We start from the raw sequence: 25,517 nt of genomic DNA, 5'->3' as shown, positions 1-25,517 counted from the left end.
AGCTACCGCTTGCGCGGTCACACCAACCTTATTCCAGAGCATATAAGAGCCAACGCATCAATAACTCCTCCACCACCACCCAAACGTCGCGGAAGACCACCTAAAAAGGAGAACTAGACCTAAAAAAGGCTGGTCACCAAACCTCAAACTGGGGAAATTTGACCCTGCATTGACAGCATCAAAGACTTTTTCGGGAGAAGCTTTGAAGTCCCGTGTGATGCGCAGTGTGGTTTCTTCCTGTGTCATGCTATCGGCTACTGTCATTGTCTTCCCCTCGCTGATTATCGAGTAACGTTTCCAATCGGTCGAAACTGGTGTTCCAGAAGGCTCGGTAACGCTCTATCCATTGATGCAGGTCTGCAAAACGTTCTTTCTTCAATGCACACACCCTCCATTGCTTTTCGACGCGTCGTTCGATGAGGCCAGCGCTTTCGAGCAGCTTAAGATGCCGGGAGATCGCCGGAGCAGACACCTTGAAGGGTTCAGCCAGTTGCCCGACTGGCAAGTCTCCTTCATTGAGAAGTCGCTCGACAATGGCAAACCTCGTCGGGTCGGCCAAAGCTCCAAAAACTTCCGGCAAGTTGGTTTGTGTATTCATTTCATCATCTCTTTAATTAGCGTAATCGTTAAGTGATCAATTGAAGTGCGTCAACCTTTGTTCTTGATTCATTTTCCGCGGATTTGCGTGTGGTAGAGAGAGAAAGGGGGCTACAGGAGCTCTTGGCGAAGAAAGTTGCTCACAGGCTGAGTAATTTACAAATATATCTAAGCGTCATTTTGGCAATAAACAGCAACAATTAATGCGCAAAAAATAGATTGCCAAACGCTGTAATTTCTTCAACATTCAGAAGCAGAAACTCAAAGAAAACCAAGAGGAACTGCGATAGGTGGCAATCTATTCCTTGGTGTTTGGGCATGAGTTTCAGCACCTTCCCTCAAAATCAAATGATGTGTCGCCCGCTGGCCAATTTCCGCGGGCACTACGGCACACTTCCGGAATACGCAGGCCAGTTATGAGTGAGATGGTTTCGTAGGCCCCAGCTCAGGGGAACGTTAAATTTGGCATCCTCTGGATGGTAGCAGCCATGTTTATGTTCGTGATTGTTGACAGTGTAGGCAAGTATTTGTCTCTGTCATATCCAGTGCTGCAGGTGGTCTGGGGGCGGATGTTTTTCCATCTGCTGTTCATGCTGGTCTTCTTGGCGCCTCGCGTAAAAACAATGATCGCCCCCAACAACGGGTCAGTGGTTTATCTGCGTGCAATTCTTGTTTTGGTTATGACAATCGGCTCGGTTGCAGCTGCTCAACTGATCCCCGTCGCAACGCTCCACGCTATAGCGCTGCTCTCTCCTATGATGGTGACGGCTATGTCTGTTCCAATTCTGGGCGAGCAGGTTGGAATGCGGCGTTGGGTTTCCATCCTCGTGGCGTTCATTGGAGCTCTGTTGATTGTGAAGCCAGGTGCTGGTGTTCTTGATCTTGGTGCGCTGATCGCTGTGGCAACAATTGTGGTTTATTCTGCAGGTCATATCGTGGCGCGGTACGCGAGCAAGTTTGATAATCCGTCCACTGTGCTGTTTCATACTGCTCTGCTGGGTGCTGTGGTCACTTCTCTCTTCACGCCATTTTTCTGGCAGGTGCCTGATTTGGAAGGCTGGGCTCTGCTGGCATTGATTGGGGCGGTTTCTGGTTTTGGGCATTACGCCATTGTGAAGGCGTTTTTCTTTGGGGAGGCTTCAACCATCGCGCCCTTCAGTTACAGCAGCCTCATTTGGGCGATGCTGATTGGCTTGATGTTCTTTGGCGAGTTTCCTGATGGACTGACACTTGTTGGTGCCGCCGTCATCTTTGGATCGGCCATTTATATGTGGCACCGGGAAAAAGTCTTGGGACGAGCTGCATAGATCAACCATCTGCTTTTGCATAATGCTTTGATTGTTAAAACTCTCTGCTTTAAAACTGGGGGATCACTGCGAGGGGGAACATTATGCATGTGAAAATGCTTGGTTGTGGCGATGCGTACGATCCGCAAAAAACGAACTCATCTTTGTTGATCTCAGAAGGTGAGTTCAAGCTGCTCATCGATTGCGGTCCAACCGTGCCCCAGGCATTGTTTGCAAATGGTATGACGGCTGAAGACATCAGCTGCATTTACATCTCGCATTGCCATCCTGATCACTGCCTTGGTTTAACAACGCTGCTCAATTACATGAAGTCGTTCAAGCGTTCGAAGCCGTTGACCATCTTTCGTCAGGCCTCTCAGCATCAGGCTTTGTATCGCCTCATGGAGTTTGCATACTGGCCGGAAAAAGACCTCGGCTTTGACCTTCACTGGCAAGATTCCGAGGATTTGGCAGTGGTCGGTCCATGGAATGCAATGACCGCTGCGAGCAATCACTCAGTGCCAAACCGTAGCCTGCAGCTGAAGGGGGAAGCTGTAACGCTGTTTTACTCAGGCGATGGCCTGTTGTCTCCAGAAGGTGAACAACTTGCTGCGCAGGCAGATCTCGCCTTTATCGAGTGCGAGTACATGACTGCAGCAAACGGGCATGGGTCTTGGGTAGATGTAAAAGACTTGCCGCGAAAAGCAGGAAGTTGCTGGGTGCTGTACCACATTGATGATGCGTCCAGGCCTGCTGTAGCTAAAGCCATTAAGGATTACGCTGAGTTTTCTCTGGGTGAAGATGGTCGTGAGTTCGAGCTCTCGAGGCTGAAGGCTTAGGCGACTGCCTGAGCCTTTCCAAGCCAGTCAGCTGCAAAGATTTTTGCCGTCAGTGGCTTGGCGAAATGATAGCCTTGTGCATAGCAGCATTTGATATCTTTGAGCAGATCAACTTGCGTCAGGTTCTCTACGCCTTCTGCAATAACCTTCAGGTCGAGCAGGCTGGCCATCGCGGTGATCGCTTCAACAATATCGCGTGTGGCCTGATCTGCTTCCATTTTCTGCACAAAGCTATGGTCAATCTTGAGCTTGCCCAGCTTTTGCGTGCGCAGTTGCCAAAGCGCAGAGTGGCCGGTGCCAAAGTCATCAATAGCGATGATCATGCCTGCATTGGCAAGCGCATCCAGGTTGGCTTGAGTATCGCCTGCTTCATTGATGAATGCGGATTCACTCAGCTCGATCTCGTAGATTTCTGGCGGGACTTCAAGGCTCTGCAGTAGAGCGAGGATTTCAACCACACGATTTGGCTTTGCAAGCTCTCGCTCTGAAAGGTTGATCGCGATGCGGCCAGAAAACTCGAACCCTTCAGCAACCCACCGACGGTATTGGCAGGCTGTCTCGCGGAAGAGCCAATCTGAGATATCGTCGATCATGTTCTGACATTCGGCAATTGGAATGAACTCAGAAGGGGAGATCGGACCAAGGTCTGGGTCTTCCCAACGCATCAAAGCTTCAACGCCGTAAAGCTTGTCGTTTTTCAACTCTACAATTGGCTGATACTTGAGGCGCAGGTTACCTTCCTCAATCGCAGTTGTGAGCTTCTCGGAAATCAGCACCTTGCGTACGACGGCTTCTTCCATCTGGCAGGTGTAGAAGCTGAAGCCGAGATTGTTGTATTTGGAATGGTACATGGCAATGTCGGCTTGCTTGAGCATGGTGCCGCTGGAGGCACCTGCCAGCTGGCTTACAGCCACGCCGATACTTGCAGATAAAATTGGAGATTGCTCGCCTAAATCAATTGGAGCGACCATTGCTGTTTCCAGACGATGAACAGTCATTTCCGCTTCTGCGTTGGACGTATCTCGCAGCAGAATAACAAACTCGTCGCCGCCAAGACGGGAGAGCAGGGCATTCTCCGGCAATACGCTTTCAAAGCGCTTTGCAGCTTGCACGAGGAACTGATCGCCAGCGTCATGCCCCAGTGTATCATTGATCTCTTTAAAGCGATCCAGATCCATATAAATGACAGCGCATTGATTTGAACTATCTTTGGTTGTCGCGACAGCTCTTTCCAATTCTTGCAGAAAATGTGCGCGGTTTGGCAGTCCAGTCAGAGCATCCGTGTAAGCGAGCTTGGAAAGTTCCTCTTCGCTTTCTTTTTTGGCCGTGATGTCTTTTTTGATTGCAAGGTAGTACTTCTTGTTTGCGTTGCCGCCTTGCCACTCAACCGGAGAAATCTTGGAATGCTCAACGTATTCGGAGCCATCCTTGCGACGGTTTATGAACTCACCTTCCCACGGCTTGCCATCACCCAAAGTGGTCCAGAGATGATCAAAGGTTTCTGGAGGCGTTTTGCCGGAGCGCAGAAAGTCCAGATTACGGCCAACAGCGTATTCTGCTGAGTATCCGGTTGCTTTTTCAAACTGAGAATTCACATAGACAATTGTACCTTCATGATCTGCAACCATGATGGTTTCAGAACATTGCTCTACTGCAACTGACAGAAGCTCAGGAGGTACAGACACAAGATCCTCGGCTAGACTCGAAATAAAATTGCATGCACTGAATAATTAAACTCAAAGATAATCGCAATGCTTCACTGCAGATAATTAAGGGAAAGATTTAGTTCTAATTATTATCCATATGTTTCACAGAGTATACAAGGGTAGATTGTAGATCAAAAAAGGAGAGCATTTGCTCTCCTTTTGTTGATTATGCGTCCTGCAGCTGCGCAGATATCGGGATATCCCGACGCCCACAAGCCGTGCTGCTTTCAACGGCGAGGTCAAGCACTTGCTGAAGATTCGCTGCATGGCGGAAGGTTGGGTGGCCATTCACACCAGATTGCACGGCCTCCGCAAACTTGCGGTAGTTGTTTGGCGTTGGTGTGAGCTCAATCTGCTTCCATTCGGCTCTCTCAAGGTTTGGACCGGAACAAACGAACAGTTCACCCAGACCACCTGTGTTGGTGACCTTGATGCCGCCTTTTGTGCCGTGAACCTGAAGATGCAGGTCGTTCATATGGCCAGAGGCAAAACGGCTGGCATGAACAACACCGACTGCGCCTGATGTGGTTTCGGCCATCATGGTGAAGCTGTCATTGGCATCCAGCTTGTACTCTCCAATCTGATTGCCCGGTGCTTTATCAAAGGTCTTCAGGTGACAAGAGATAGACTGGTACGGAGCGCCAATCGCAAACCCGGCAAAGTCGAGAATGTGAATGCCAACGTCTCCCAAAACACCCAATGACCCGTGCGCTTCAGATAGGCGCCAAAGCCATTTCTCTTCCTTGTCCCAATGCCCCCATGCAGGCTGTGTCAGCCAACTTTGGAGGTAAGAGGCCTCGAAATGGCGGATTTCCCCAATTTCACCAGCTGCAATCAGTTCATGAGCTTTTTGCAACGCGGACACGTCGCGATAAGACAGGTTGACCATGTTGATCAGGCCGGCCTTTTCGGCTGCAGTCGCCATTTCGTCAGCATCGGCAAAATTGCTCGCCAATGGCTTTTCGCAGAAGACGGGCTTGCCACCTGCAAGAAGCGGCATTGTGGTTGGGTGATGGACAGCATCAGGCGTGACGTTTGCCACGGCATCAAACTCGCCCCACGCAAGAGCGTCTTCCAATGAGGTGAAGCGTTTAGGGATGTTATGTTCATCGCAGAAGGCAGTCAGGCGTTCTTCATTGCGATCAACACCGCCAACGATCTCAACACCGTCAATTTCACCAAACTTGTTGGCATGGCTATTTGCCATGCCTCCGGTTCCTACAATAACGAGACGCATCAACGATACCCTTCCTCACCTGCTTCATGAAGGCGTGGCCCGCGTTCTTCAATTTTCTCTGGTGCTTCATCTACTGGCACATTCGGCGCCGCATTCGGGTCTGCCACACGTGGTTGCGGGTTGTATGCCCACTTTACGCCGTTGGCGATAACGCGCTGTACGGTTTCGTTGTGGTATGTCGGGTATGTCTCATGGCCTGGGCGGAAATAGAAAATGTTGCCCGCGCCGCGCTTGTAAGTCAGACCGGAACGGAAGACTTCGCCGCCCTGGAACCAGCTGATGAAGACGGTTTCAAGAGGCTCCGGCACACCAAATGGCTCGCCATACATTTCTTCGTTTTCAAGCTCAAAGCTGTCTGGAATGCCAGCAGTGATTGGGTGGTTGCGGGATGTAACCCAAAGACGCTCACGCTCGCCAGCTTCGCGCCATGTCAGGTTACAAGGTGCACCCATCAGGCGCTTGAACGGTTTAGCAAAGTGCGCAGAGTGTAGGAAGATCATGCCCATGCCAGACCAAACACGTTCACATACACGTTCAACGATTTCGTCGGAAACGTCCCCGTGCGCTGCATGGCCCCACCAGATCAGAACATCTGTGTCTGCAAGACGTTCTTCGGTCAGGCCGTGCTCTGGATCTTGCAAAGTTGCGGAGGTTGCAGAAATTTCTGGATCATTGTTCAAAGCAGCAGCAATGTGATTGTGCATCCCATCAGGATAGATGCCGGCAACAACTTTGTTCTTTTGCTCGTGGACGTTTTCGCCCCAGACAATGGTCTTAATCATTGGCGTATTCCGATAGATGTGGAGTGTCTTGCCTGAGGGCCAGACAAAACGGAGATATGGAAAGGGCCTTCCCCATTGCGAGAAAGACTGCGGACTTGTTCATTTTTGTAGGTGCGATGCTATCGCGTCTTGGGACCGCAGAACGCGGTTGACTTCAACTCTGCTTCAACCTTGGTATGAAATGCCAATGAAATATCAAGAAATTCACCGAAACATTTGTTGCAGTGCAACCGATTTACTGCGAACTGTAGAATCCGTCTAAGTAACGCGAAGTTCTCAGTCGAATTCTACAATTAGTCACCCCATTTTCTAGCAGGTTTTACGGACTAGGAGACCAGTAAGGCTTCGTTAAAGGCCAGTGCCAACGTTTCTCCCGCGACAGTTTTTTGTTTCGCCACATAGAGTTGTAGGGTCTGATCAAAAGTAGATCCCCCAAATGGCGTCTTACAAAGCACAGTCAGATCACCTCCCTGATGGCTGGTGATTTGGGCCTGAGTGGGCTTGTTATCTTCCCAGATAAGATCGACCTCAAAACCACCACGGGCACGCAGACCGCGAACTTCTCCTTTTGGCCAAGCGCTTGGCAAAGCAGGCAAGAGCTCGATGCCGTTGTGGGTCGTGTTCATCAGCATCTCGGAAACGCCGCGTGTGTAACCAAAGTTGCCGTCGATCTGAAATGGCGGATGCGCGATCATGAGGTTACCATAAAGGCCGCCGTCTTCACTCTTCGGCGCTTCATTCTCCACGCGGTTGAACATGTTATGGATGATCTTGTATGCATGGTCTCCGTCACCAACACGGGCCCAGAGGCAAATCTTCCACCCCATGCTCCACCCGGTTGCCAGATCTCCGCGGATCTCAAGAGAGCGTACGGAAGCTCTCAGCAATTCTGGTGTGTCTTTGCCGATCTGATCACAAGGGAACAAGCCATAGAGGTGAGACAAGTGGCGATGCGTTGGCATGAACTCCTTGAAATCCTGAGACCATTCCTGCACCTGTCCTTGTCCTCCGATCTGGTAAGGCAACAACCGTGCAGCGTTCGTCTCTAATGTCTCTGCAAGAACGTCATCAAGTCCCAGTAGTCGGGCTGCAGCGGCGGTGTTGGTGAAGGTCTCCCGAATAATGGCGCAGTCCATGGTGCTGCCCTGATCGACGGTGATGACATGGCCATCCTCGTCCAGATACCGGTTTTCCGGACTGGTGCTGACTTTTGGTACCAGATAACCCTCCTTGTTCTCACAGAGCCACCATTCGTAGAATGCCGTTGCAGATTTCATCAGAGGGTAAGCGCGGTTCTTGAGGAATTCTTTGTCGCCAGCGTAAAGAAAATGCTCCCACATATGAGAGAGCAACCAGCCTGCTGCCATCGGCCAAAACGCAGAGGCAGGATCACACGGAGATGGTACACTGTCACGCCAGATGGTGTTGTTGTGGAACGCACACCATCCGGGAGTATTGAACATTTTCCTGGCCGTGCGTGCACCTGAGACGGCCAATTCCTCGATCAGCATGAAGAGCGGCTCATGTAATTCGGAAAGGCCTGTGATCTCGGCGGGCCAGTAGTTCATCTCCAGATTGATGTTCATCGTATAATTGGAGGACCACTGCGGCCGGCGTAGGTTATTCCAAATGCCTTGCAGGTTTGGCGGCTGACTGCCTGAGCGAGAAGACCCAATCAACATATAGCGGCCATACTGGAACTGCAACGCGGCGAGGGCTGGATCGCCTTTTTCCTGAAACTGCTCCAACCGCGTGCTGGTCGGCAAGTTCGGAACGTCGCCATTGCCTAGTTTAAGCAATACGCGATCAAACCTCTTCAACACATCATCCGTGTGTTTTTGCAGAATATCTTCATAGAAGACAGAGCCTGCTTTTTCCAGAGCGCTTTTCACGATCGGTGCAGGATCTTTTCCTTCGCGGCTTGGGCTTTTGTCTGGCCCGTTGAAGCTTGTTGCCATGGCAATGCGAAGGGTAACAGCTGTCGCGCCTTCAACATGCAGTTCACCGCGTTCCGGGCGAATATTCCCGCCCTCTAACTCAACAGCAAGGCCTGCTTCAAAGTACGTACCTTCTCCCAAGCCATCTTCGCTATAAACGATACCGCCGCGATGTCCGTCCTGCTCATTCTCAGCAAAGGGCCGAAGTTTGCCACCGGGGCCAAAGATCTCAGGGTTTCGGTACTGCTCCTGATCATGCTCAATGCGCTCAATCGCTCGGCTGCTGGTAAAGGCTGGCGCTTGTCCGCGAAGGTGCAGACGGGTGTTTTCAGCTTCAAGCGTTGCGCGGCATGTTGGGTGCGGGCTGTCTTAACGCAGAGTGAAGGAGAGTGTGCCGGGTCTGTCGGATATCAGATGGATAACAATGACATTATCCGGATAACTAGCAAAGGTGGTGCGCTCATATTTCACGCCGCCCTGCTCATAGCTCTCATGATGCATAGAATGACGGATATCCAATGCTCGGTGATAGCTGGATACTTCGCCTTGGTTTTTCATTGTGATGAACAAATTGCCGACTGGTTGGTAGGCTTGCCCTTGCCGTCCTGTCCAGTTCTTGAGCACAAACTCTTGCGCTTCAAAGAGCTTTCCGTCTCTTAAAAGCGTTTCTGCATGCGCAATCTGACCTGCTATTTCCGGCACCGGGTAAATACGAGTTGGTTCACCCGAATAAAGCGTGTCTTCGTTGAGGTGAATACGGGCGTTTAGTAGATTGCCATAGATCATCGCGCCAAGGCATCCCGGTCCCTCCCTGAATGCCATGTTAATGTGTCAACCATCTCTCCGAACGCCTGTCACCTATGTCTCCGGTATGTACAGTATATGCCGGGTCCCGGATCGGTGACTATCGTCGTTATGGATATGACCCGCTGGTGCGCTGGAGCCCGGATGGTTCCGAGGTCCTGCCTAATATCGCTGAGAGCTGGGACATCTCGGCGGATGCGACCACCTACACCTTCAAATTGCGCGAAGGCCTGAAATGGTCTGATGGGAAGCCGTTTTCTGCGAAGGACATCCAGTTCTGGTGGGATCACATTGAAACCAACCGCGAGATTAACCCCAAGGGTCCTCGCAAGATGTTCATCGTCAATGGTGAAGAAGCGCAAGTCGAAGCGCTGGACGACACAACAGTGCGCTTCTCCTGGAGCCAGCCAAACGGTGTCTTCATGTTGGATATGGCTTCACCCTACGGTCAGCGTGTTGTCCAGTTTGCTGAGCATTACGTCAAAGACTTTATGAAAGACCTGAACCCGGACGGCGTTGCCAAGATGATGGCAGATGCAGGTGAGGCTGACTTCGGCAAATGGTGGCTTGGCTGCATTGGAACCTTCGGCAAAAATGCTGAGCACAACGATCCCAACCGCCCAACCATGCTAGCATGGCGTCCGACTGAAGCTGTTCTTGGCAAAGAGCGTTTCACCTTTGAGCGCAACCCGTATTGCTGGAAAGTCGACAGCTCCTGTAACCAGCTGTCTTACATCGACAAACGCACATGGGTACTGGCGAAAGATCCGGAAGTTGCGCTGCTGAAAACCGTTCAGGGTGAGATCGACATCTCTCCGCGCAACATCTCAACCCCGCCAAATCGTACAGTGTTCTTTGATAACAAAGAGCGCGGCGACTACCGTCTGGTGACAGCAAACAGCTGTAACTACAACAATGCGCAGTTCATGTTTGCCATGAACCACCCTGACCCGGTCAAGGCGCAGGTGTTCCAGAGCAAAGACTTCCGTATCGGTTTGTCACTTGCCATGGACCGCGACCTGATCATTGACACAGTGTATCTGGGGCAGGGGGAGCCGTATCAGGTCAGCCCGCGTCCTGAATCGCCGTATTACAACGATCAGCTGGTGCGCCAGTACACTGAGTTCGATCCTGATCTGGCAGCGGACCATCTCGATAAGATCCTACCGATGGGTCCAGATGGCAAGCGTGTCGGCCCTGATGGCAAGCCATTCAAGTTTATTGTTCATGTGAACGAAAGTTTCCGCCCGGACTGGGTGGATATGATGCAGATCATCGCGAAAGACTGGCAGGAATAGGGTCTTGAAGTTGTGGTGAGCGTGGCCAGTGATGAGATCCACATGGCAACACTGGATCGTGCTGACAAAGAGATTACCATTTGGGTGGGTGAAAATGGCTGCGGTCAGTTCCCGCTGGTGAACCTTGAGCGACTGACCAACTTCAAAGAGCACGGCAACTGGGAAGGCTGGGATGCATGGCATGACCTGAAAAAGGATGCCAACGCAACTGTTCGTGAAGGTGTTGTGCCAACTGAGCCGCCTGCCGGCGGGAAGCGCATGTATGAAATTACTGACTTGGTAACAACCAAGGTGGGTGATGAGCAAACTGCGCTGATGGAGGAGTTTATGCAGCTTTCTGCAGACAACTTCCTGTCCATGGGCATTGCGTTGCCGGGCGGTGGCTTCCGCTCCATCAGCAACAAGCTGCGTAATGTGCCTGACACACTGTTGGAAGGCTGGCTGTATCCGGGTCCTGCACCTGTGAACTTCTCCAACTTCTCCATCGATCCTTCCAAGAAGTAATCGGTCGCCCGAACCAATCTGCCTCTCCCTGCGTGGAGAGGCAGAGCCTTGCAACTAGGATATCTGCTTTAAATGGGAATGTTTGTTGTCAAACGGGTCCTGCTGATGATCCCAACCTTGCTCGCGATTTCGCTCGTCGCGTTTTTGGTGATCACGCTGCCACCCGGAGACTAAATTGACCGATTGGTTTTGGAAGCATCGCTGGATGGAGATTACATCACCGCAGCTGAAGCCGAAGGTCTGCGGAAAATATATGGATTGGATAAATCCGTTCTGGCCCAATACTTCGACTGGATCTGGAGAATGGTTGTCCATGGAGATCTTGGACGCTCTTTTAGCTATGAGCTGCCGGTTGAAGAGTTGATCTGGGACCGCTTGGGTATGACGACTCTGCTCTCGCTGTGCTCTATGGTTTTTATCTGGACTGTTGCCATTCCCGTTGGTATTTTCTCCGCTGTTCGCAAATATTCCCTTGGCGATTATGTCGCCAACTTCCTCGGTTTTATCGGCCTTGCTGTACCAAACTTCCTGCTGGCACTGGTGTTGATGTATGTGTCTTTCCGCTATTTTGGCCAAAATGTCGGTGGGTTGTTCTCTTCGGATTACGTAAACGCACCATGGTCCTTCGCCCGTGTCGGTGACCTAATGGCTCATATCTGGATTCCTATGATCGTTTTAGGGACTGCAGGCACTGCAAGCGTGATCCGTACGATCCGCGCGAACCTTTTGGATGAGTTACACCGTCCTTATGTGGTTACCGCCCGCGCCAAAGGTATGCCGAAACATTGGGTGCTCACCAAGTATCCGGTTCGTCATGCTTTGAATCCGTTTGTTTCCAGCCTCAACGAGCTGTTTGTGCAGATCGTGTCTGGCTCCACCATTGTTTCCATTGTGCTTGGTTTGCAAACCGCAGGTCCGTTGCTGTTTGATGCGTTGCGTCAGGAGGATATGTATCTAGCTGCTGCCCTTATCATGTTCCTCAGTTTCCTGACTGTGATTGGAACGTTGTTCTCCGACATACTACTTGCCTGGCTTGATCCGCGTATCCGCCGTCAGTTCAACAATGGGGGGCTGTAATGAGCGCTACTGATTTCGCTGGTGCACCAACAAGTTCACGCGCTTATGAGGGCCAGTGGCGCTTGATGTGGCGTCGGTTCCGCAAACATAAACTTGGCATGCTGGGTGGCATCATCACACTCCTGATCTATCTGATCGCTGTGTTCGTGGAGTTTCTTGCGCCTCATGACCCCAATGATTTCAGCGTGCGCAACACCTATGCACCGCCGCAGAGCATTCATTGGTTGCTGGAGACAAAGGACGGTACAGTGTTTCAGCCGCATGTGTTGGGATACCGCTCCAAGATTGACTACAACTCAGGTCGCCGTACCTTTGTTGAAGACCCGCGCCGTGTTGTGAAGCTGGGCTTTTTCGTCAAAGGTAAGCCTTACAATCTGTATGGCTTCATTCCTGCTGAGCGCCGCTTGTTTGGTCCGGTCAAGAAACGTGATCGCATGTTTTTGCTGGGAGCGGACCGTCTTGGCCGCGATGTGTTGAGCCGCACCATCCATGGCACGCGCGTATCTATGACCATCGGTCTGGTTGGTGTTGCCCTTAGCCTCGTACTGGGTGTGCTGATCGGCGGTCTTTCCGGCTATTTCGGTGGTTGGGTGGATACGGTCACGCAGCGTGTTGTTGAGTTCCTGCAATCTTTGCCAAGTATCCCGCTCTGGATCGGTCTCGCCGCTGCAATTCCGCCAGATACTCCGCCTTTGCAGACCTACTTGCTGATTACGGTAATCCTGTCGATCATCGGTTGGACGGGGTTGGCTCGCGTGGTGCGTGGCAAGTTTATCTCTCTTAAATCGGAGGACTTCGTAAAAGCCGCTCGTTTGGACGGATGTTCTGTTCCGCGTGTTCTGGTAGGTCATATGGTGCCAAGTTTCATCAGCCATATCATCGCAGTGGTGACGCTCGCCATTCCGGGCATGATTGTTGCTGAAACGTCTTTGTCTTTCCTGGGGATTGGCTTGCGCCAGCCCGTGGTCAGCTGGGGTGTGCTTCTGCAGGAAGCGCAGAACATCCGCTCCATCGCCGATGCTCCATGGCTGTTCTGGCCTGGGGTGATGGTCGTGATCGCTGTGCTTGGACTCAACTTCTTTGGTGATGGCTTGCGTGATGCTGCCGACCCGTATTCCAAGTGAGGATTGAAACCATGAAACCCATGATTAACGTCACGGATCTCAGTGTTTCCTTCTCAGGAGATGATGGGAAAGTAACCGCGCTGGACAACATCAGTTTTTCCATTCCTGAGGGGAAAACGGTGTGTCTGGTGGGGGAGTCCGTCACCGCAAAGGCGTTGCTGCGAATTCTGGACAACCACGCTGCTATTGAAAGCGGCAGAATAGAATACCAGCGTGCGAATGGTGATCTGCTTGATCTTGCCCAAGGTCCTGCAAAAGCCAGGCACATTCGCGCTATTCAAGGCAATGAGATCTCCATGATCTATCAGGAGCCGATGACCTCGCTGTCTCCGCTCTACACCATTGGCAACCAGATCGTGGAAGTGCTGCGCTGGCATACGAATCTGAGCAAGGAAGAAGACAAGTTTCAGGCGATTAAGATGCTGCGGCTGGTGGGCATTCCATCAGCTGCTGACCGGTTCGACAGCTACACCTTTGAACTGTCTGGTGGTATGCGCCAGCGTGCTATGATTGCGATGGCACTGATCTGTAATCCTCGTTTTCTGATTGCGGATGAGCCAACCACCGCGCTGGATGTGACCACGCAGGCGATTATTCTGGATCTGATGCGTGATCTGCAGAAGACCCGCAACACCCTTATACCAAAGGGCTTTTAGCATCTCTGCCACATACGGACGGCAAACGGCGCGCCCGTCTGAATGCCATTCCCGGCGTAGTCCCAAGCTTGCAGAACCGGCCAAAGGGTTGTCCGTTTCAGAAACGCTGTGACCACTTTGTCTCCGGGCTTTGCAACGAAAAACTACCAGAACTCACTGCGGTCAGTGACGTGCAAAGCGTCCGCTGTCACGGGTTTGGGGCACAGGCAGATCTTGTCCCACTACATGCGTCGACCTCCCAAGTTGATGACTGCTTGCACGCCCCAAACCCGGTAGACCGAACAGCCGCACCAATTCTTGAACTGCAGAACGTGAGTAAACACTTCCCGATCCGCTCAGGTTTCTTCAATCGCCAGACCGGAACAGTGCGCTCGCTGAATGATGTGTCGCTCAATATCTGGCGTGGTGAAACCCTTGGTCTTGTTGGAGAATCTGGTTGCGGCAAGTCCACATTGGGTCAGACGATTATTGGGTTGCACAAGGCGACCACGGGCAAGGTATTGTTCCGCCCAATAAGGTCGCAGCTGACTGGTAAAACCGACAGTCAGCTGCGACCTTATTGGGCGGATATTCGGATGGTGTTTCAGGATCCGAACTCCTCACTCAATCCTCGCATGGCGGTTTATGATATCATCGCAGAAGTGCTGCGAGTTGGGCAGGATCTGAAGAGCCGGAAGGACATTGAGGGGCGTGTTCTTGAGGTGCTCGATAAAATCGGCTTCTCAAAAGAGTTTCTCAAACGCTACCCGCATGCTTTCAGTGGTGGTCAGCGTCAACGTATTGGAATTGCACGTGCTTTGGCTCCTTACCCGAAGGTGATTATTGCTGATGAAGCGGTTTCTGCACTGGATGTTTCCGTACAAGCGCAGATCCTCAACCTGCTGAAAGACCTTCAGGAAGAGCTGAACCTCACCTACCTGTTCATCAGTCATGATCTCAGCGTTGTCGCCCATATCAGTGACCGTGTTGCTGTGATGTATGCAGGGCGGATTGTGGAGCTGGCAGATACGGAGACGATCTTCAACGCGTCAAGGCATCCTTATACCGAAGCGTTGATGAGTGCGATTCTGGAACCCGTGCCGAATGCCCACGCGGATGACACGCGCATCCGTCTGGAAGGCAATGTACCGGACCCGGCCAACTTGCCAAAGGGATGCCCGTTTGCGCCGAGATGTCGTTATGCCACAAGTATTTGCGAGAGTTCTGATCCATCACTTGGTGAGATCAGCACGGACCATCTGCTTGCTTGCCATCATCCCGATGTGGTGCAAAATACGCCAGTAGACCAGCTTGAAGCAATGGCGGGGTAGCACTGATGGCAAGTATCCGGGATGTAGCAGAAAAAGCTGGAGTTTCAACGGCAACCGTCTCTCGTGTGTTGAACAAGGATGAGCGGGTGAAGGATGAAACCCGCGCAAAGATTCAGGCTGTCATTGATGAGTTGGGGTATCGCCCCAACCGTCTGGCAACCTCTTTGCGCCGGCAGGATTCCAATCTGGTCGCGCTGTTTCTGGAGAACCAGAAATCCCCGTTCGCAACTATGCTTTATGCCTCCATTGAGAAGACGCTGCATGATGAAGGCTTCAAGGTCCTCTCCTGCTGCACACGGGGAGAAGCGGAGCGCGAGCGCAAGTACACCCAGACCATGATTGAGATGCAGGTGGCAGGTGCAATCGTTCGTCCGTCCAACTCGGCAGCGGAGACACTGAAGAACGTTAAGCGCTTGCAAGCCAATGATATTCCGACGGTCTACGTGGATATTCTGCCGGGGCGTCGCTCTGAATCCTTTGTGGTTTGCGACAACACTGAGGGTGGCCGGATTGGTATGCGCTATCTCGTTGCTCTGGGGCATAAACATATCGGCGTGCTCGCGACCAAAGCTGATCATGATCCACGCCGTGAGAGCGTTGGTAACTTACGTATGCGCGGCATACTGGAAGTTGCCCGCGAGTATCAGATTGAGAAATCTGTCTACCTGCCTGAGCCCAACGAGCGTAAGCGTTATGATCTGGGGTATGCAACCGCCAATGAATTGCTGGATCAAAATCCTGAGATTACAGCGCTTTTTGCGATTACGGATACTGCAGCCATTGGTGCAATGCATGCGTGCTTTGACCGTGGTTTGCGTGTGCCAGAGGACATTTCCATTCTCGGGTACGATGGCATCCCGATTAGCAGCATCACCTCACCGCAGCTTTCCACTATCCAGCAGCCGATTGCTGAAATGGGCGCGTCTGCTGCCCGTTATATCATTGAAAAGATACGCAATCCTTCCAGTAAGCGTCTGCATGAGACCAAACCGGTTGAGTTGAAACAGCGGCGTTCCGTTTCTCATCCCCGTAAGGGTTCTCTTCCTCTTTCTAAAGGTGCTGCGTAAGGCGCCAACTTTCTTGCTGGACAAGAAGAACAAGGAGTTTCAATTGAACATTTCCGCAGCCCCTCTGTCTTTTTCTGAGGCAACATCGGCAGATATTGCAGAGCTGGTGAAGCAGCATGCGCCTGTTATCCGGTTTGACGACAAAGAACCTTTCCTCCCGTCTGCACTGGGGTATACGCTCTATGATCAGGACGGCATATCCGTCTCAAGTGCACATAAAATAAAGCTAAACGGTGCTGCGCTTGCAATCGAGTATGCCATCTGGTGGGACTGGGATATCCAACACCTGTATGAGCTGGAGCACATTTGGGTTTACCTTAGTGAAGCCGGTGAGGTGATGCGTGTTGAAGGCAGTGCGCATGGCTATGCAGGAGAATTGAGCACCTGGGACCATCAGGTGCCGCTGCAAGAAGGGCGGGTAACTCTTTATTCTGAAACGGGAAAACACGCTTTTGCCGCGAGTTCTGAAGCGCTGCGGGCGAACTTTGCGGTGACTTGCATCTGCTGTGGTGAGCGGCCGGGATCAAGTACCATTCTTGTGCAGGATATGTTTGCTGCAGAGCTGGCTGACCTGAAGCCTTATGATCATCATGTCGCTCGTAAGTATATGGAATCTAAGGCGTTCAAACCGTCTTATCATTTCGATCAAATCTTCGATCTGCGCTCTGTTGAGATGATGCCCTGGGAAGAGTTGAAGGCTTCTGTTCCGTCTCGGGTTTGCTCTGTTCTGGCTCAGCTGCGAAAAGAGGCGAAAGGTGTGAAGGCTGTGTTCCTCGACAGCGGGGATACTTTGATCGACGAGGGCTCCCAAATTTTCGTTGAGGGGGAATTAGTGCTCTCTGCGGAACCGATCCCGGGCGGGGATAAGCTGGTGGACTGGCTCAAGGAGCGCGGCTACATGGTTGCGCTGGTTGCAGACGGTCTGGTGGAGAGCTTTGAGAATGTCCATAAGGCTATGGATTTCTGGCATAAATTCGATGCGCGGTCGATCTCAGAAGCCGTTGGTTGCCCAAGCCGGATCCGCGGATGTTCCTTGAAGCAGTCAAGCTTTTGGGGCTGGAAGAAGCGGACCACGCTGGCTGCGTCATGGTAGGGAATAACCTTGAGCGTGATGTGGCCGGCGCCAACCGCCTGGGGATGACATCTGTCTGGATCAACTGGACGCTGCGCTATCCGACAGAACCAGCAAATGCGGATGAAGAGCCGGATTACACAATTGGCCTTCCGCATCAGCTTCTGGATGTGCTCGAAGAGATTAATTCCAAGGCATAAGCTATTGAGATAGCAGATGAAATTTTGAAAAGGATTAAGCCGTGGGATTACTCTCCTGCGGTTTTTTCATAACGATTGAGGGAAAAGAAAGCTAAAGCATTGTTTCCATTGCAACTTTTGCAGCTTTTTTGCCACTCAGATATGCACCGTGAACGGTACCATGATACTTAAAATCAGTATGTTCTCCGGCAAATGTCAGGCAGTGACCGATAGGTTCGGATAAAATATTGAAATCATACGGATCACTACCAACTTTTGCGTAAGAAAAAGAGCCCTTCGTGTAAGGGTCTTGCGACCATCGGGTTGCAATGTAGTGACGAGGATCAGGTGTATCCGAGCCAAACATTGTGCGCACGGCTTTCATAGCATCTTCAAGCATATAGTCGTGATCCATGGTCTCGATCATGCGGGAGTAATTGCCAAAGCTCAGCGCGGTGAGTACGTTTGCGTTGATAAAGGGCTTATGATTGAGGAAATAATTCCAGCGGCCCTGAGTTTGCGTCATTAAGCCAAAATACTGTGTTTTTTCAGGCCAGTGGAGTTCATCGAACTTCATCGCTATTTTTGTGACGTCGCCCATACCAACGCGTTCAATTGCGTTCCTATGTATTTTGGGCAAGGGGGGGATGAACTCGATGTCCTTCGCCTTGAGCACGCCGAGTGGTACTGTGACAATCACAAAATCACTTTCAAAGATCTCTTTGTCTGTCTGTACGAACACGCCAACTCGGTCATGATAAGCGATGCGTTGGACCGGTTTGCGGTTGAGGATTGGGATACCGTGGGTGAGAGGTTCCAGAAGCCGATCGTACCCGTCTACCAAAACCACATCTTCACCTTCGAACATGTCATTTTGGCTGAAATACATGGCGGAAAGTTCGGTCACCGGACTGCCTGTATCAAATTCAGTATAAGCGGATGTCATCCACCTGAATATTGGGTTTCGAGTCATTCTGGGCGCCATATGCTCCAGGACCTCCGAAAGAGCCATATCTTTGTTCATGCCAGAGCCGATCAGGCCCAGCATCTGTTCATGTTCTTGACCCATTTTAGAGATTTTCTGATTGGAAACTTGTTTGCCCATATGGTTGTAAACGGTGAAATTGGAATCTTTCGTGACGAAGGTTTTTTGGCCAGACTGTTCAGCCAGTTTCATGATGGGGTTGTTTTTGGGGCCATGTATCCAGCCCGCACCTTCTTCAATTGGGACACCCAGTGCGCGGTTGGTGCGAATGCGCCCGCCAATCTTGTTGCTTGCCTCTAGCACCAGCACACTATAGCCCGTGTCCATCAAATCGCGGGCGGCGGCGAGGCCTGCAATACCAGCTCCGATAATGATCACACGTTTGCCTCTGGCCGACACATTGGGCCGGCTCTGGTTCAGATCAAACAGACCGGCAAAGACGACGGAAGAGGCTGAAGTTTTAAGGAAATTCCTGCGGTTTAGGCTGCTATTGCGGGGGCGAAAGACCATTGGAAACACTTTGGTTTGAAAGAGGTGCGCCTGCAACCTTGAGGTGTTTTATCGCAACCAACAAGGGAAACTCAGGGATAGCCCTAACAAACCGAGAAAGCGTTTTGGGACATTCAAGCAGCTAAAAACACACTGCGTTCATACGAATACGCGCAGCATGCATAATTATTCGATGTTGCACTTATTCCGCCCAAAAGACCGGGGACGGCCTTCGGATCTAGTCCCTAGTTATGCCCGGTCAAGCCGCAGCACTCCTGCCAGAGCTCTGCATTGTTCTGGACCTTCAAAATCCATGAAAGTGGAATGCCTTTGTCGGTATCCAAACCATGTACTGCGCCAAGAACTGCACCGATCAGAATGGAACGGCCAGCACTGTCTCCACCTGCCAAAATGTTGGCCTCAATCGCTTCGCGATAAGAACCTGTGTTCTTGAGGATGTGGAAGCTCAGCGGAACGCCCATGCCAAGGTGACAAGCACGGCCCGTGCTCTCACCGTATGCCACGGGGTCCGTTTCTGATGCGGAAAGAGCAGCCAAAAGCTTCTCCTGAATATCAGGATGGGCAGCATCAGCTGCAGTGGACAAGGCGCTTTGCAAGTCTTCACCGTTCACAACACGGTCCAGAAGATCGGCAAACATAAAGCCGTAAGCGACGGATTCTTCATTGTCATTTGTGGAACGGATAATCGCTTCCACCTGATCCTGCATCTGCTCGCTCTGCTCATAGGCGAACAGCACGGCCGGAATCTTGGAGAGTGCAGGAAGCTGATCATCATCTACGCCAGAAGGGGTGAGCTTCTCATTAGCAATGTTTTCCAGCGTGCCCCGTGTTGGGCGGTCAATATACCCATTATAGGTGCCACCAGCGTCAAAGTGAGCCGTAAAGGCCTGCTGAAACTCTTCCATCTTCAGGTGTTTGTCGTGAGCCAGCAGATGCTCCAGCACCAGATGCAGGTTTTCACCGTATTGGGTGACTTGGCCATCCTGCCGATTGGCATGAGCGAAATAAGCTGGCACGCCCTCAAAGTAAGATGGGGTCAGCGGCACGAAAGCAGCAGAGTCGTCATGCTCCTGAGTGACATGATGGATGCGCTCAACATCATAGAGCCAGTGCAGCCCCAGCGAGGCGGCGTCCGCAACAAATGCACCAAGAAGGCTATGGGCCTTAAACGCTTGCTGACTCATACAATTCTCCATTCATAATTGTCACGACCTGCAATCATAATCACTTCGGCCTGCAATCATCGTTGTTTTGAGCCCGAATTATCTGCATCTATCTAAGGGGTTAAACCCACATTATTTGCGAATGAACCCAGATTATTTGCGACCAGCCTGCAATCATAAGTCCCGACCCACATTAAATGCGAACAGGTCAATGAAGCACTTGCTTTGTGGCACAGCATTTTTTGAACTTCTTGCCGGAACCGCAAGGGCATGGGTCGTTCCGGCCAACTTTTGGGCCGAGACGGACATAGGTACCGCTTGGCTCAACATATTGATCTTGCTGGGCCGAAAAGTACCGAAACATACGCATGACACCTGCCGCGGAGGCAATGATCAGCTCATCTCGTTGCTCAGGTGTGACGGGTTCCTTGAATGGCTGCATCTTCGGATCAGGATCGTTCTCGTAAGCCAGAGCCCAAATGGGAACCATTGAGCCAGCATGCTCTTCATCCTCAAATAACTCTGTCCAGATTGAGCGGCGCAGATCGATTCCAACCAGAAATCCCTTGGCCCAGTCATTGGCCTGAACCAAGCCTTCATCGTTTTCCAGAAGTACGGGACAATAGCCAACCTCAGAGTAAAGCTGCTCCATCACATGATTGAAGTGCTGCGCAACAAGTTTCCCGAGTTGGATGACTTCTTCTTTGGTTCCGAAAGCAAAATCGTCGCCCTCGGTTTCTTCGCCGAGCAGCACGTCCATATACTCACTGGGCGCGACAAAATCAGGGCAACAGGCAAGGGCTGCAAAGAAACCGTCAAGCGCCTCAGTGTTGGGGATTGCTCCGCCTTTGACACTGGCAAGAAACTTATCCAACTGTTCAAAATCGGGGTCCCTCAGTTCATCGGTCGATGTCATAGCGGCAGCCCAGCTCTTCGCATTATTGTTGAAATTTCGTCGGTTCTGTCCGCATCCAATTGCCCTTTGAGAAAACGGCGGATCTCGGGAACACGACTATCCGTCATCTCGGCCAGGGCCTTCGGGCCGTACCCGATCCGTGCCAGCTTGGCGTCCAGATCATCAAACCCGATTGAAATGGTTTCCTCCACAATCTCACGGGTGACCTGTTCAGCGCCCATCCGGTAGGCATCGGTAAATGCCCGGTCCAGATGTTCGGCAAACTGCAAAGGGGTAGACAGGCGTTCGGCCAGAAAGTCCTGAGCTTCCTCCTCGATAACATCCGAAGGCTTCATGCCCTCTGCAAGGCACTGGCTGAGAAGCCAGACAAGGAATTCACGGCGCTCATCACTGATACTGTTGAATTCAAGTTTCACGGTGCGGTGCCCAACTTCTTCCATGGTGGCCCATCGAAGGTCGTTGCGAAGGCGCGGATGGCCGACAAGAACGATAGATAGGGTTCCCCCACCAGCACTGATGACTTCCTTCAACCGTTTTAAGCCGTTGAGCGTATGGCCATGCAAGTCATGGGCTTCATCAATAAACATGGCGATCGGTTTGCGCGCCTTGCGCACAGCTTCCTGCAGCATTCGTTCGCGTTGCTCCGGCTGTTTGGGAACTTTGAGATCCGGCTTGCCAGAGATATCGAGAAACAGGGCGGTGATCAGCGCGGGCAGAACAACTCTTGGCTTGTCGACGGACAGGCTTCGGGAGACAATGAACTTCTTTGACTTGATGATCTGCTCCTGAAGGCGGTTGATCATCATCGTCTTGCCGGTACCAACGGGGCCGGAAATAGCAATCAGGTGCCCCGCCATAATGGCCGCCATCACATCATCGCTGAACTGGACTTGCCGTTCCGTCTCAAAATAGCTCGCCTGGTTCCAGGATCGTTCGATACGAAAATGATTCATGACCTGTGTGCTGAGCATGTGCCTCCCCCTTATATCTTGTCGTTTAATTACTTGCGTCAGAACCGGTCCTTGATCGCTGCTTCAATCTCTGCCTTGTTAAGGGTCCGGGTAACGAGATCACCGATAAAGCTCAGGTCGTCGCCAGGTAGCTCCCCTAGTGGGCGTTCGAGAATGTCGGAGATTGCACGGCGGGCGCTGAGTGTATTCTCATAGGTGAACTGGCCCCATGGGTCAGGGTCCGCAAACCGGACCTTGGACAAGGGCACAATATCAGCAGAAACTCTTTCTATTTCCGGCCCGCCAGCAAGTGCTGAGCGCGGCAGGCTTATCTGCTCGGCAAGCTGTGCCACAGTCTGAGCGCGGATTTCGCGGCGAGATGTCTTCCGTTTACGATACCGGTGTAACGGGATCGGACCGCCCTCCGCGCGGTAAGGACCAAAGCGCCTATCATTCCATTCCACAAACAGCTCATGGTCAAACAGACCCCACCATAGCAGGACTTTTTCGCCAGCCAGCTCGCCATCGACTTCATAGTACGCTCCACCAACTGAGATACGCGCATCAGCTGCTACTTTCCGTGTCTCAGGTTCCCTAGCAAAGGCGCAAAAGCGTTCCCACGAGCACATCTCGCGCAAGCCCTTTTCCGGCAGGTTGGTACCCCAGTCTTCCATCCGGCTATGAGGTTCACGCCGGTGGTTTTTTCATTATATTTGCCAATGAAATTCTTAAGCCAAAGATTAGCTTCCGCTTCGGTTTCCGGCTCATGGAAATGATAAAGCGTCTCGTGGGCCTCTTTGACGGTTCTGAAAGGGCGTTCGACCTTGCCTTTGGAGCGGGCGGTGACACGATTGCCATCAGACCCGGCTGGCATATGCATTTGCCAGGCAACACCGAGCTTTTCCATGACAGACTGGAACACCAGACTCTTCGCGACGGGTCCATTGTCCAGATACAGCATGTCGGGAATGCCCTGAAACGCATTGTCCTCCTTAGGAGCCATGGCGTTGAACAGGAACCGCAGCGCGCTTTCCGCATCCTCACCATAAACACAGCGGTATTCCTGATAGGAAACGCCGGAGCGGTCATCAACGACGCTGTAGAGCATCAGCGTTGGCGCACCGCGTTTGGGATCAATCCAGGCAGGCTGCCGAATATGTTTGAGGTCCGACGGGCTCATATCGAACTGCCAGCACATATTGGAATGACGGGCTTCAAAGCGAACTGCTGGTGTTGCACGTGTCATGCGGGGATAATCCAGCCCCCAATCATTCAGCCAACGGTTCACCGTGGAGCGTTTCAAAAGGCCTTTTTGAGGCTGGAAGTGGCCTTCTGGCGTATGAACACCATGCTCTTCGAGAAGCTCTATCGCTCTGTTCGTTGAAAGATGCCGTCCCTTCTTATTGGTGGTGCGGATCTTCAAGGCTGCAATGAGTTCGCAATAGCGGTCCATATTACGCTCTGGGACCTTACGCGGCTTACCGCGGTCAGAGCGTCGCATGCCTTTGGGTTTATGGAGCGCATTAAGCGCCCGGTAGACTGTTGACGGGCTGACGCCGAAAAGATCGGCAATCCGGTTAATTTCCTCGCGCCGTGCTGCTGAGCGCGGTGGTAAGCCGCTCAATCTTGTTCTCAGTGATAGCAGCGTCTCAGGCGGAATGCGGATGCCTCTATTTGCCATTGGCAAACTCGTCGATATAGGCATAAAGCGTCGCGCGGGAGATCTCCATCAGGTTGCAGATTTCGTGCACCGTATGTTGACGTGAACGGTAAAGTTCAACCGCATGCGCTCTTTTCTCAAAACTGAGCGCCTTCTTACGCCCGCCTTTACGGCCCCGAGCGCGGGCTGCGCTGAGACCCGCCTGTGTGCGTTCACGGATGAGGTTGCGTTCAAACTCAGCCAAAGCACTGAACATGTGAAATATGAGCTGGCCACCGCTTGAGGACGTATCGATGGATTCTTGAAGGCTTTTGAGGCCAACGCCTCTTTCCTTCAGTTCCTCGGCTCGGGCAATCAGATCTTTTAAGGAGCGCCCCAAACGATCCAATCGCCAGACGACCAGCGTATCTCCGTCCCGGAGTTGATCAAAAGCCATGGTCAGGCCAGGACGCTCTGCCTTCGCCCCGCTGATCTTGTCGTCATAAATGCGCTCGCAGCCTGCCGCCAGTAACGCGTCGTGTTGCAAGTCAAGGCTCTGATCTTCTGTTGAAACCCGCGCATAACCAACCAGCATAGCAAATCATCCGGAAACCCAAGTCACGTAACGGAAAGCATTCGGTGATTTCCAGACAGGGTAAACAGACAATATTATTCAACAATATCAGTGCGGATTTTTGAGTTTCCTGACCATCTGCCAAACGACCGTTTGCTATACGGTCCAAAGACAGCTCGGAGCCCCTTTGCTGCCGTTCGTCGGCGCATAGGCATTCAGATTAACAGAATCGACCACTTATTACCCGCACCTTTCCTGCGTTTTGGGCAATGGTGCGAAACTCATGACATATGCGTTTTCCAACAACTTGAAACGTTATACCTTGATTGGGGTAAACACCCGTCGAACATCTGAAGACCTGATTGCTCCAGCTTCTTTGTTATCTGGTAATATTTGAACCAAATGCCCATCAAGTTGTCCCATTCGGCCACTCCCATGATAACCCGATACCTCAGGATTTTCGAAGCCTGCCTTCGCCAATTCATTAGCAAGCGATTGAGCAAATGAAACTTTCATGCCAATGCTGAAAAACATGAATTTTTCAACAAATGGCTGCTGCGCACGATCTAGCTCTTTCGGATCAAATGAGGTCGGTTTTGAAGCATCAGCACTATGGCACGAGTGCGCCCGAATATCCCCAAACGACTTGTCCAAACCACCATCCGCTAATTGTTGTGCTATATCTTCTGATGTGACTTCCTTGGAAAACATTTTTGCATCCGAAGCTAAACTATTATCCCCATATGAACCATGACCTAAAATCACGAGCTTGTCTTCGCCCTCCTTGAGTGATGATAAAACTTCTACCTCTTCGTTGCTAATTATTTCAAGGTCAGCAAGGATTGCGCCGTTGTTCGCAAACATCTCTGCTGCATTTAACGCGTAATCGTACTCACTTTCGCCCAATGCGCTTCGAAGTTGAGCTGCATTCATCTCATTGCTCTTCATAGTATCATTAACAACATGAAAGAAACCCGAGCTATTTTGGAATGCTTCGCCCATTGCCTTCTTCCTGAAGCTTTCCAGAGCCGCCTTGTCCTCATTGCTCTTAACAATTAGCTGAGCCACTTGCTTGCCTTTTCCAACATTTTTTTCATTGATACCGAAAGCCATATAAATAATATCTTTTGATGCGAACGGAGCATAAAGATGAGTTTTCTTGGATGTTGGAGCTTGCTGGGGAGAGTTGCCAATTCCAGAAAACTGACTATCTCTATTAGAAGCTGATCGATCAGTAAATTGACTGTCAATTCTCGTTGTATTTGCTGCGGCAGCATTATGATTGCTAGAGATTGATGGCATAGT

Annotated in this window: 22 protein-coding genes and 2 pseudogenes; 11 read left to right on the top strand and 13 right to left on the bottom strand. The window is 51.5% G+C overall.

Annotated features, from left to right (window positions below):
* Positions 1–247 precede the first annotated feature (247 nt).
* On the bottom strand, positions 248–598 hold the full coding sequence (locus PsAD37_RS14550; RefSeq protein WP_063296762.1) for a helix-turn-helix transcriptional regulator: 351 nt from the start codon (positions 596–598) through the stop codon (positions 248–250).
* Positions 599–1,064: 466 nt separating this feature from the next.
* Here PsAD37_RS14550 and PsAD37_RS14545 point away from each other — a divergent pair, with 466 nt between their 5' ends.
* The gene (locus PsAD37_RS14545; protein ID WP_275078325.1) at positions 1,065–1,904 is read left to right on the top strand and encodes a DMT family transporter; all 840 of its coding nucleotides are present in this window, start codon (positions 1,065–1,067) and stop codon (positions 1,902–1,904) included.
* A gap of 83 nt (positions 1,905–1,987) precedes the next feature.
* Positions 1,988–2,722 (top strand): MBL fold metallo-hydrolase, encoded by a 735-nt coding sequence (locus PsAD37_RS14540; RefSeq protein ID WP_063296761.1) that lies wholly within the window; start codon positions 1,988–1,990, stop codon positions 2,720–2,722.
* Here PsAD37_RS14540 and PsAD37_RS14535 read toward each other — a convergent pair.
* The 5 genes from PsAD37_RS14535 to PsAD37_RS28790 all read right to left on the bottom strand — a co-directional run bounded on the left by PsAD37_RS14535 (position 2,719) and on the right by PsAD37_RS28790 (position 9,206).
* Entirely contained in the window at positions 2,719–4,407 is a 1,689-nt protein-coding gene (locus tag PsAD37_RS14535; RefSeq protein WP_063296760.1) for a bifunctional diguanylate cyclase/phosphodiesterase, read from the bottom strand. The genes PsAD37_RS14540 and PsAD37_RS14535 overlap by 4 nt on opposite strands.
* Before the next feature lie 187 nt (positions 4,408–4,594).
* Complete coding sequence (locus tag PsAD37_RS14530) at positions 4,595–5,665, bottom strand: Gfo/Idh/MocA family protein (protein WP_063296759.1); 1,071 nt, start codon at positions 5,663–5,665, stop codon at positions 4,595–4,597.
* Positions 5,665–6,447 (bottom strand): ThuA domain-containing protein, encoded by a 783-nt coding sequence (locus tag PsAD37_RS14525; protein ID WP_063296758.1) that lies wholly within the window; start codon positions 6,445–6,447, stop codon positions 5,665–5,667. Before PsAD37_RS14525 ends, PsAD37_RS14530 begins: the two co-directional genes overlap by 1 nt.
* A gap of 326 nt (positions 6,448–6,773) precedes the next feature.
* On the bottom strand, positions 6,774–8,525 hold the full coding sequence (locus PsAD37_RS14520) for a glycoside hydrolase family 95-like protein (protein ID WP_208991883.1): 1,752 nt from the start codon (positions 8,523–8,525) through the stop codon (positions 6,774–6,776).
* 228 nt (positions 8,526–8,753) lie between these two features.
* Entirely contained in the window at positions 8,754–9,206 is a 453-nt protein-coding gene (locus tag PsAD37_RS28790) for a glycoside hydrolase N-terminal domain-containing protein (protein ID WP_208991882.1), read from the bottom strand.
* Positions 9,207–9,244: 38 nt separating this feature from the next.
* On the opposite strand from PsAD37_RS28790, the gene PsAD37_RS14515 reads away from it, so the two are divergent.
* The 9 genes and pseudogenes from PsAD37_RS14515 to PsAD37_RS28765 all read left to right on the top strand — a co-directional run bounded on the left by PsAD37_RS14515 (position 9,245) and on the right by PsAD37_RS28765 (position 17,496).
* A complete protein-coding gene (locus PsAD37_RS14515; RefSeq protein ID WP_208991881.1) occupies positions 9,245–10,486 on the top strand; it encodes an ABC transporter substrate-binding protein in 1,242 nt (413 codons plus the stop codon).
* Positions 10,487–10,528: 42 nt separating this feature from the next.
* Positions 10,529–10,990 carry a hypothetical protein gene (locus tag PsAD37_RS28785; RefSeq protein WP_208991880.1) on the top strand — a complete coding sequence of 154 codons (462 nt, stop codon included), beginning with the start codon at positions 10,529–10,531 and terminating at the stop codon, positions 10,988–10,990.
* Between the two features lie 72 nt (positions 10,991–11,062).
* A pseudogene (locus tag PsAD37_RS14510) lies at positions 11,063–12,067 on the top strand (ABC transporter permease).
* Positions 12,067–13,191, top strand: coding sequence for an ABC transporter permease (locus tag PsAD37_RS14505; RefSeq protein WP_063296757.1), 1,125 nt, complete (start codon positions 12,067–12,069; stop codon positions 13,189–13,191). Before PsAD37_RS14510 ends, PsAD37_RS14505 begins: the two are co-directional and overlap by 1 nt.
* Before the next feature lie 11 nt (positions 13,192–13,202).
* Complete coding sequence (locus PsAD37_RS28780) at positions 13,203–13,847, top strand: ABC transporter ATP-binding protein (RefSeq protein ID WP_063296756.1); 645 nt, start codon at positions 13,203–13,205, stop codon at positions 13,845–13,847.
* Positions 13,848–13,852: 5 nt separating this feature from the next.
* Positions 13,853–15,157 (top strand): ABC transporter ATP-binding protein, encoded by a 1,305-nt coding sequence (locus PsAD37_RS28770; RefSeq protein WP_244272529.1) that lies wholly within the window; start codon positions 13,853–13,855, stop codon positions 15,155–15,157.
* A 5-nt stretch (positions 15,158–15,162) separates the two neighbouring features.
* Positions 15,163–16,224, top strand: coding sequence for a LacI family DNA-binding transcriptional regulator (locus PsAD37_RS14490; RefSeq protein ID WP_063293509.1), 1,062 nt, complete (start codon positions 15,163–15,165; stop codon positions 16,222–16,224).
* Between the two features lie 43 nt (positions 16,225–16,267).
* Positions 16,268–17,317, top strand: a complete 1,050-nt coding sequence (locus PsAD37_RS14485) for a hypothetical protein (protein WP_208991879.1) — start codon at positions 16,268–16,270, stop codon at positions 17,315–17,317.
* Positions 17,251–17,496, top strand: a complete 246-nt coding sequence (locus tag PsAD37_RS28765) for an HAD family hydrolase (RefSeq protein WP_208991878.1) — start codon at positions 17,251–17,253, stop codon at positions 17,494–17,496. Before PsAD37_RS14485 ends, PsAD37_RS28765 begins: the two co-directional genes overlap by 67 nt.
* A gap of 91 nt (positions 17,497–17,587) precedes the next feature.
* Here PsAD37_RS28765 and PsAD37_RS14480 read toward each other — a convergent pair whose 3' ends face one another.
* The 7 genes and pseudogenes from PsAD37_RS14480 to PsAD37_RS14450 form a co-directional block, all read right to left on the bottom strand.
* A complete protein-coding gene (locus PsAD37_RS14480) occupies positions 17,588–18,970 on the bottom strand; it encodes an FAD-dependent oxidoreductase (protein WP_063296768.1) in 1,383 nt (460 codons plus the stop codon).
* A 224-nt stretch (positions 18,971–19,194) separates the two neighbouring features.
* Entirely contained in the window at positions 19,195–20,154 is a 960-nt protein-coding gene (locus PsAD37_RS14475; RefSeq protein ID WP_063296755.1) for an ADP-ribosylglycohydrolase family protein, read from the bottom strand.
* Positions 20,155–20,341: 187 nt separating this feature from the next.
* Positions 20,342–21,049 carry a UPF0149 family protein gene (locus PsAD37_RS14470; RefSeq protein WP_063296754.1) on the bottom strand — a complete coding sequence of 236 codons (708 nt, stop codon included), beginning with the start codon at positions 21,047–21,049 and terminating at the stop codon, positions 20,342–20,344.
* Positions 21,046–22,002, bottom strand: a complete 957-nt coding sequence (locus PsAD37_RS14465) for an ExeA family protein (protein ID WP_193778271.1) — start codon at positions 22,000–22,002, stop codon at positions 21,046–21,048. Before PsAD37_RS14465 ends, PsAD37_RS14470 begins: the two co-directional genes overlap by 4 nt.
* A gap of 56 nt (positions 22,003–22,058) precedes the next feature.
* Positions 22,059–23,659: pseudogene (locus tag PsAD37_RS14460) on the bottom strand (IS481 family transposase).
* Between the two features lie 10 nt (positions 23,660–23,669).
* The gene (locus PsAD37_RS14455; protein WP_063296752.1) at positions 23,670–24,233 is read right to left on the bottom strand and encodes a recombinase family protein; all 564 of its coding nucleotides are present in this window, start codon (positions 24,231–24,233) and stop codon (positions 23,670–23,672) included.
* 294 nt (positions 24,234–24,527) lie between these two features.
* Positions 24,528–25,514: a hypothetical protein gene (locus PsAD37_RS14450; protein ID WP_063296751.1), complete on the bottom strand. Its 987-nt coding sequence runs from the start codon at positions 25,512–25,514 to the stop codon at positions 24,528–24,530.
* Positions 25,515–25,517 lie beyond the last annotated feature (3 nt).

The sequence above is a fragment of the Pseudovibrio sp. Ad37 genome (assembly GCF_001623075.1).
Classification (GTDB): Bacteria; Pseudomonadota; Alphaproteobacteria; order Rhizobiales; family Stappiaceae; genus Pseudovibrio.
Note: the sequence above shows the minus strand (reverse complement) of the source record. Positions and strands in the feature narration are given on the sequence as shown.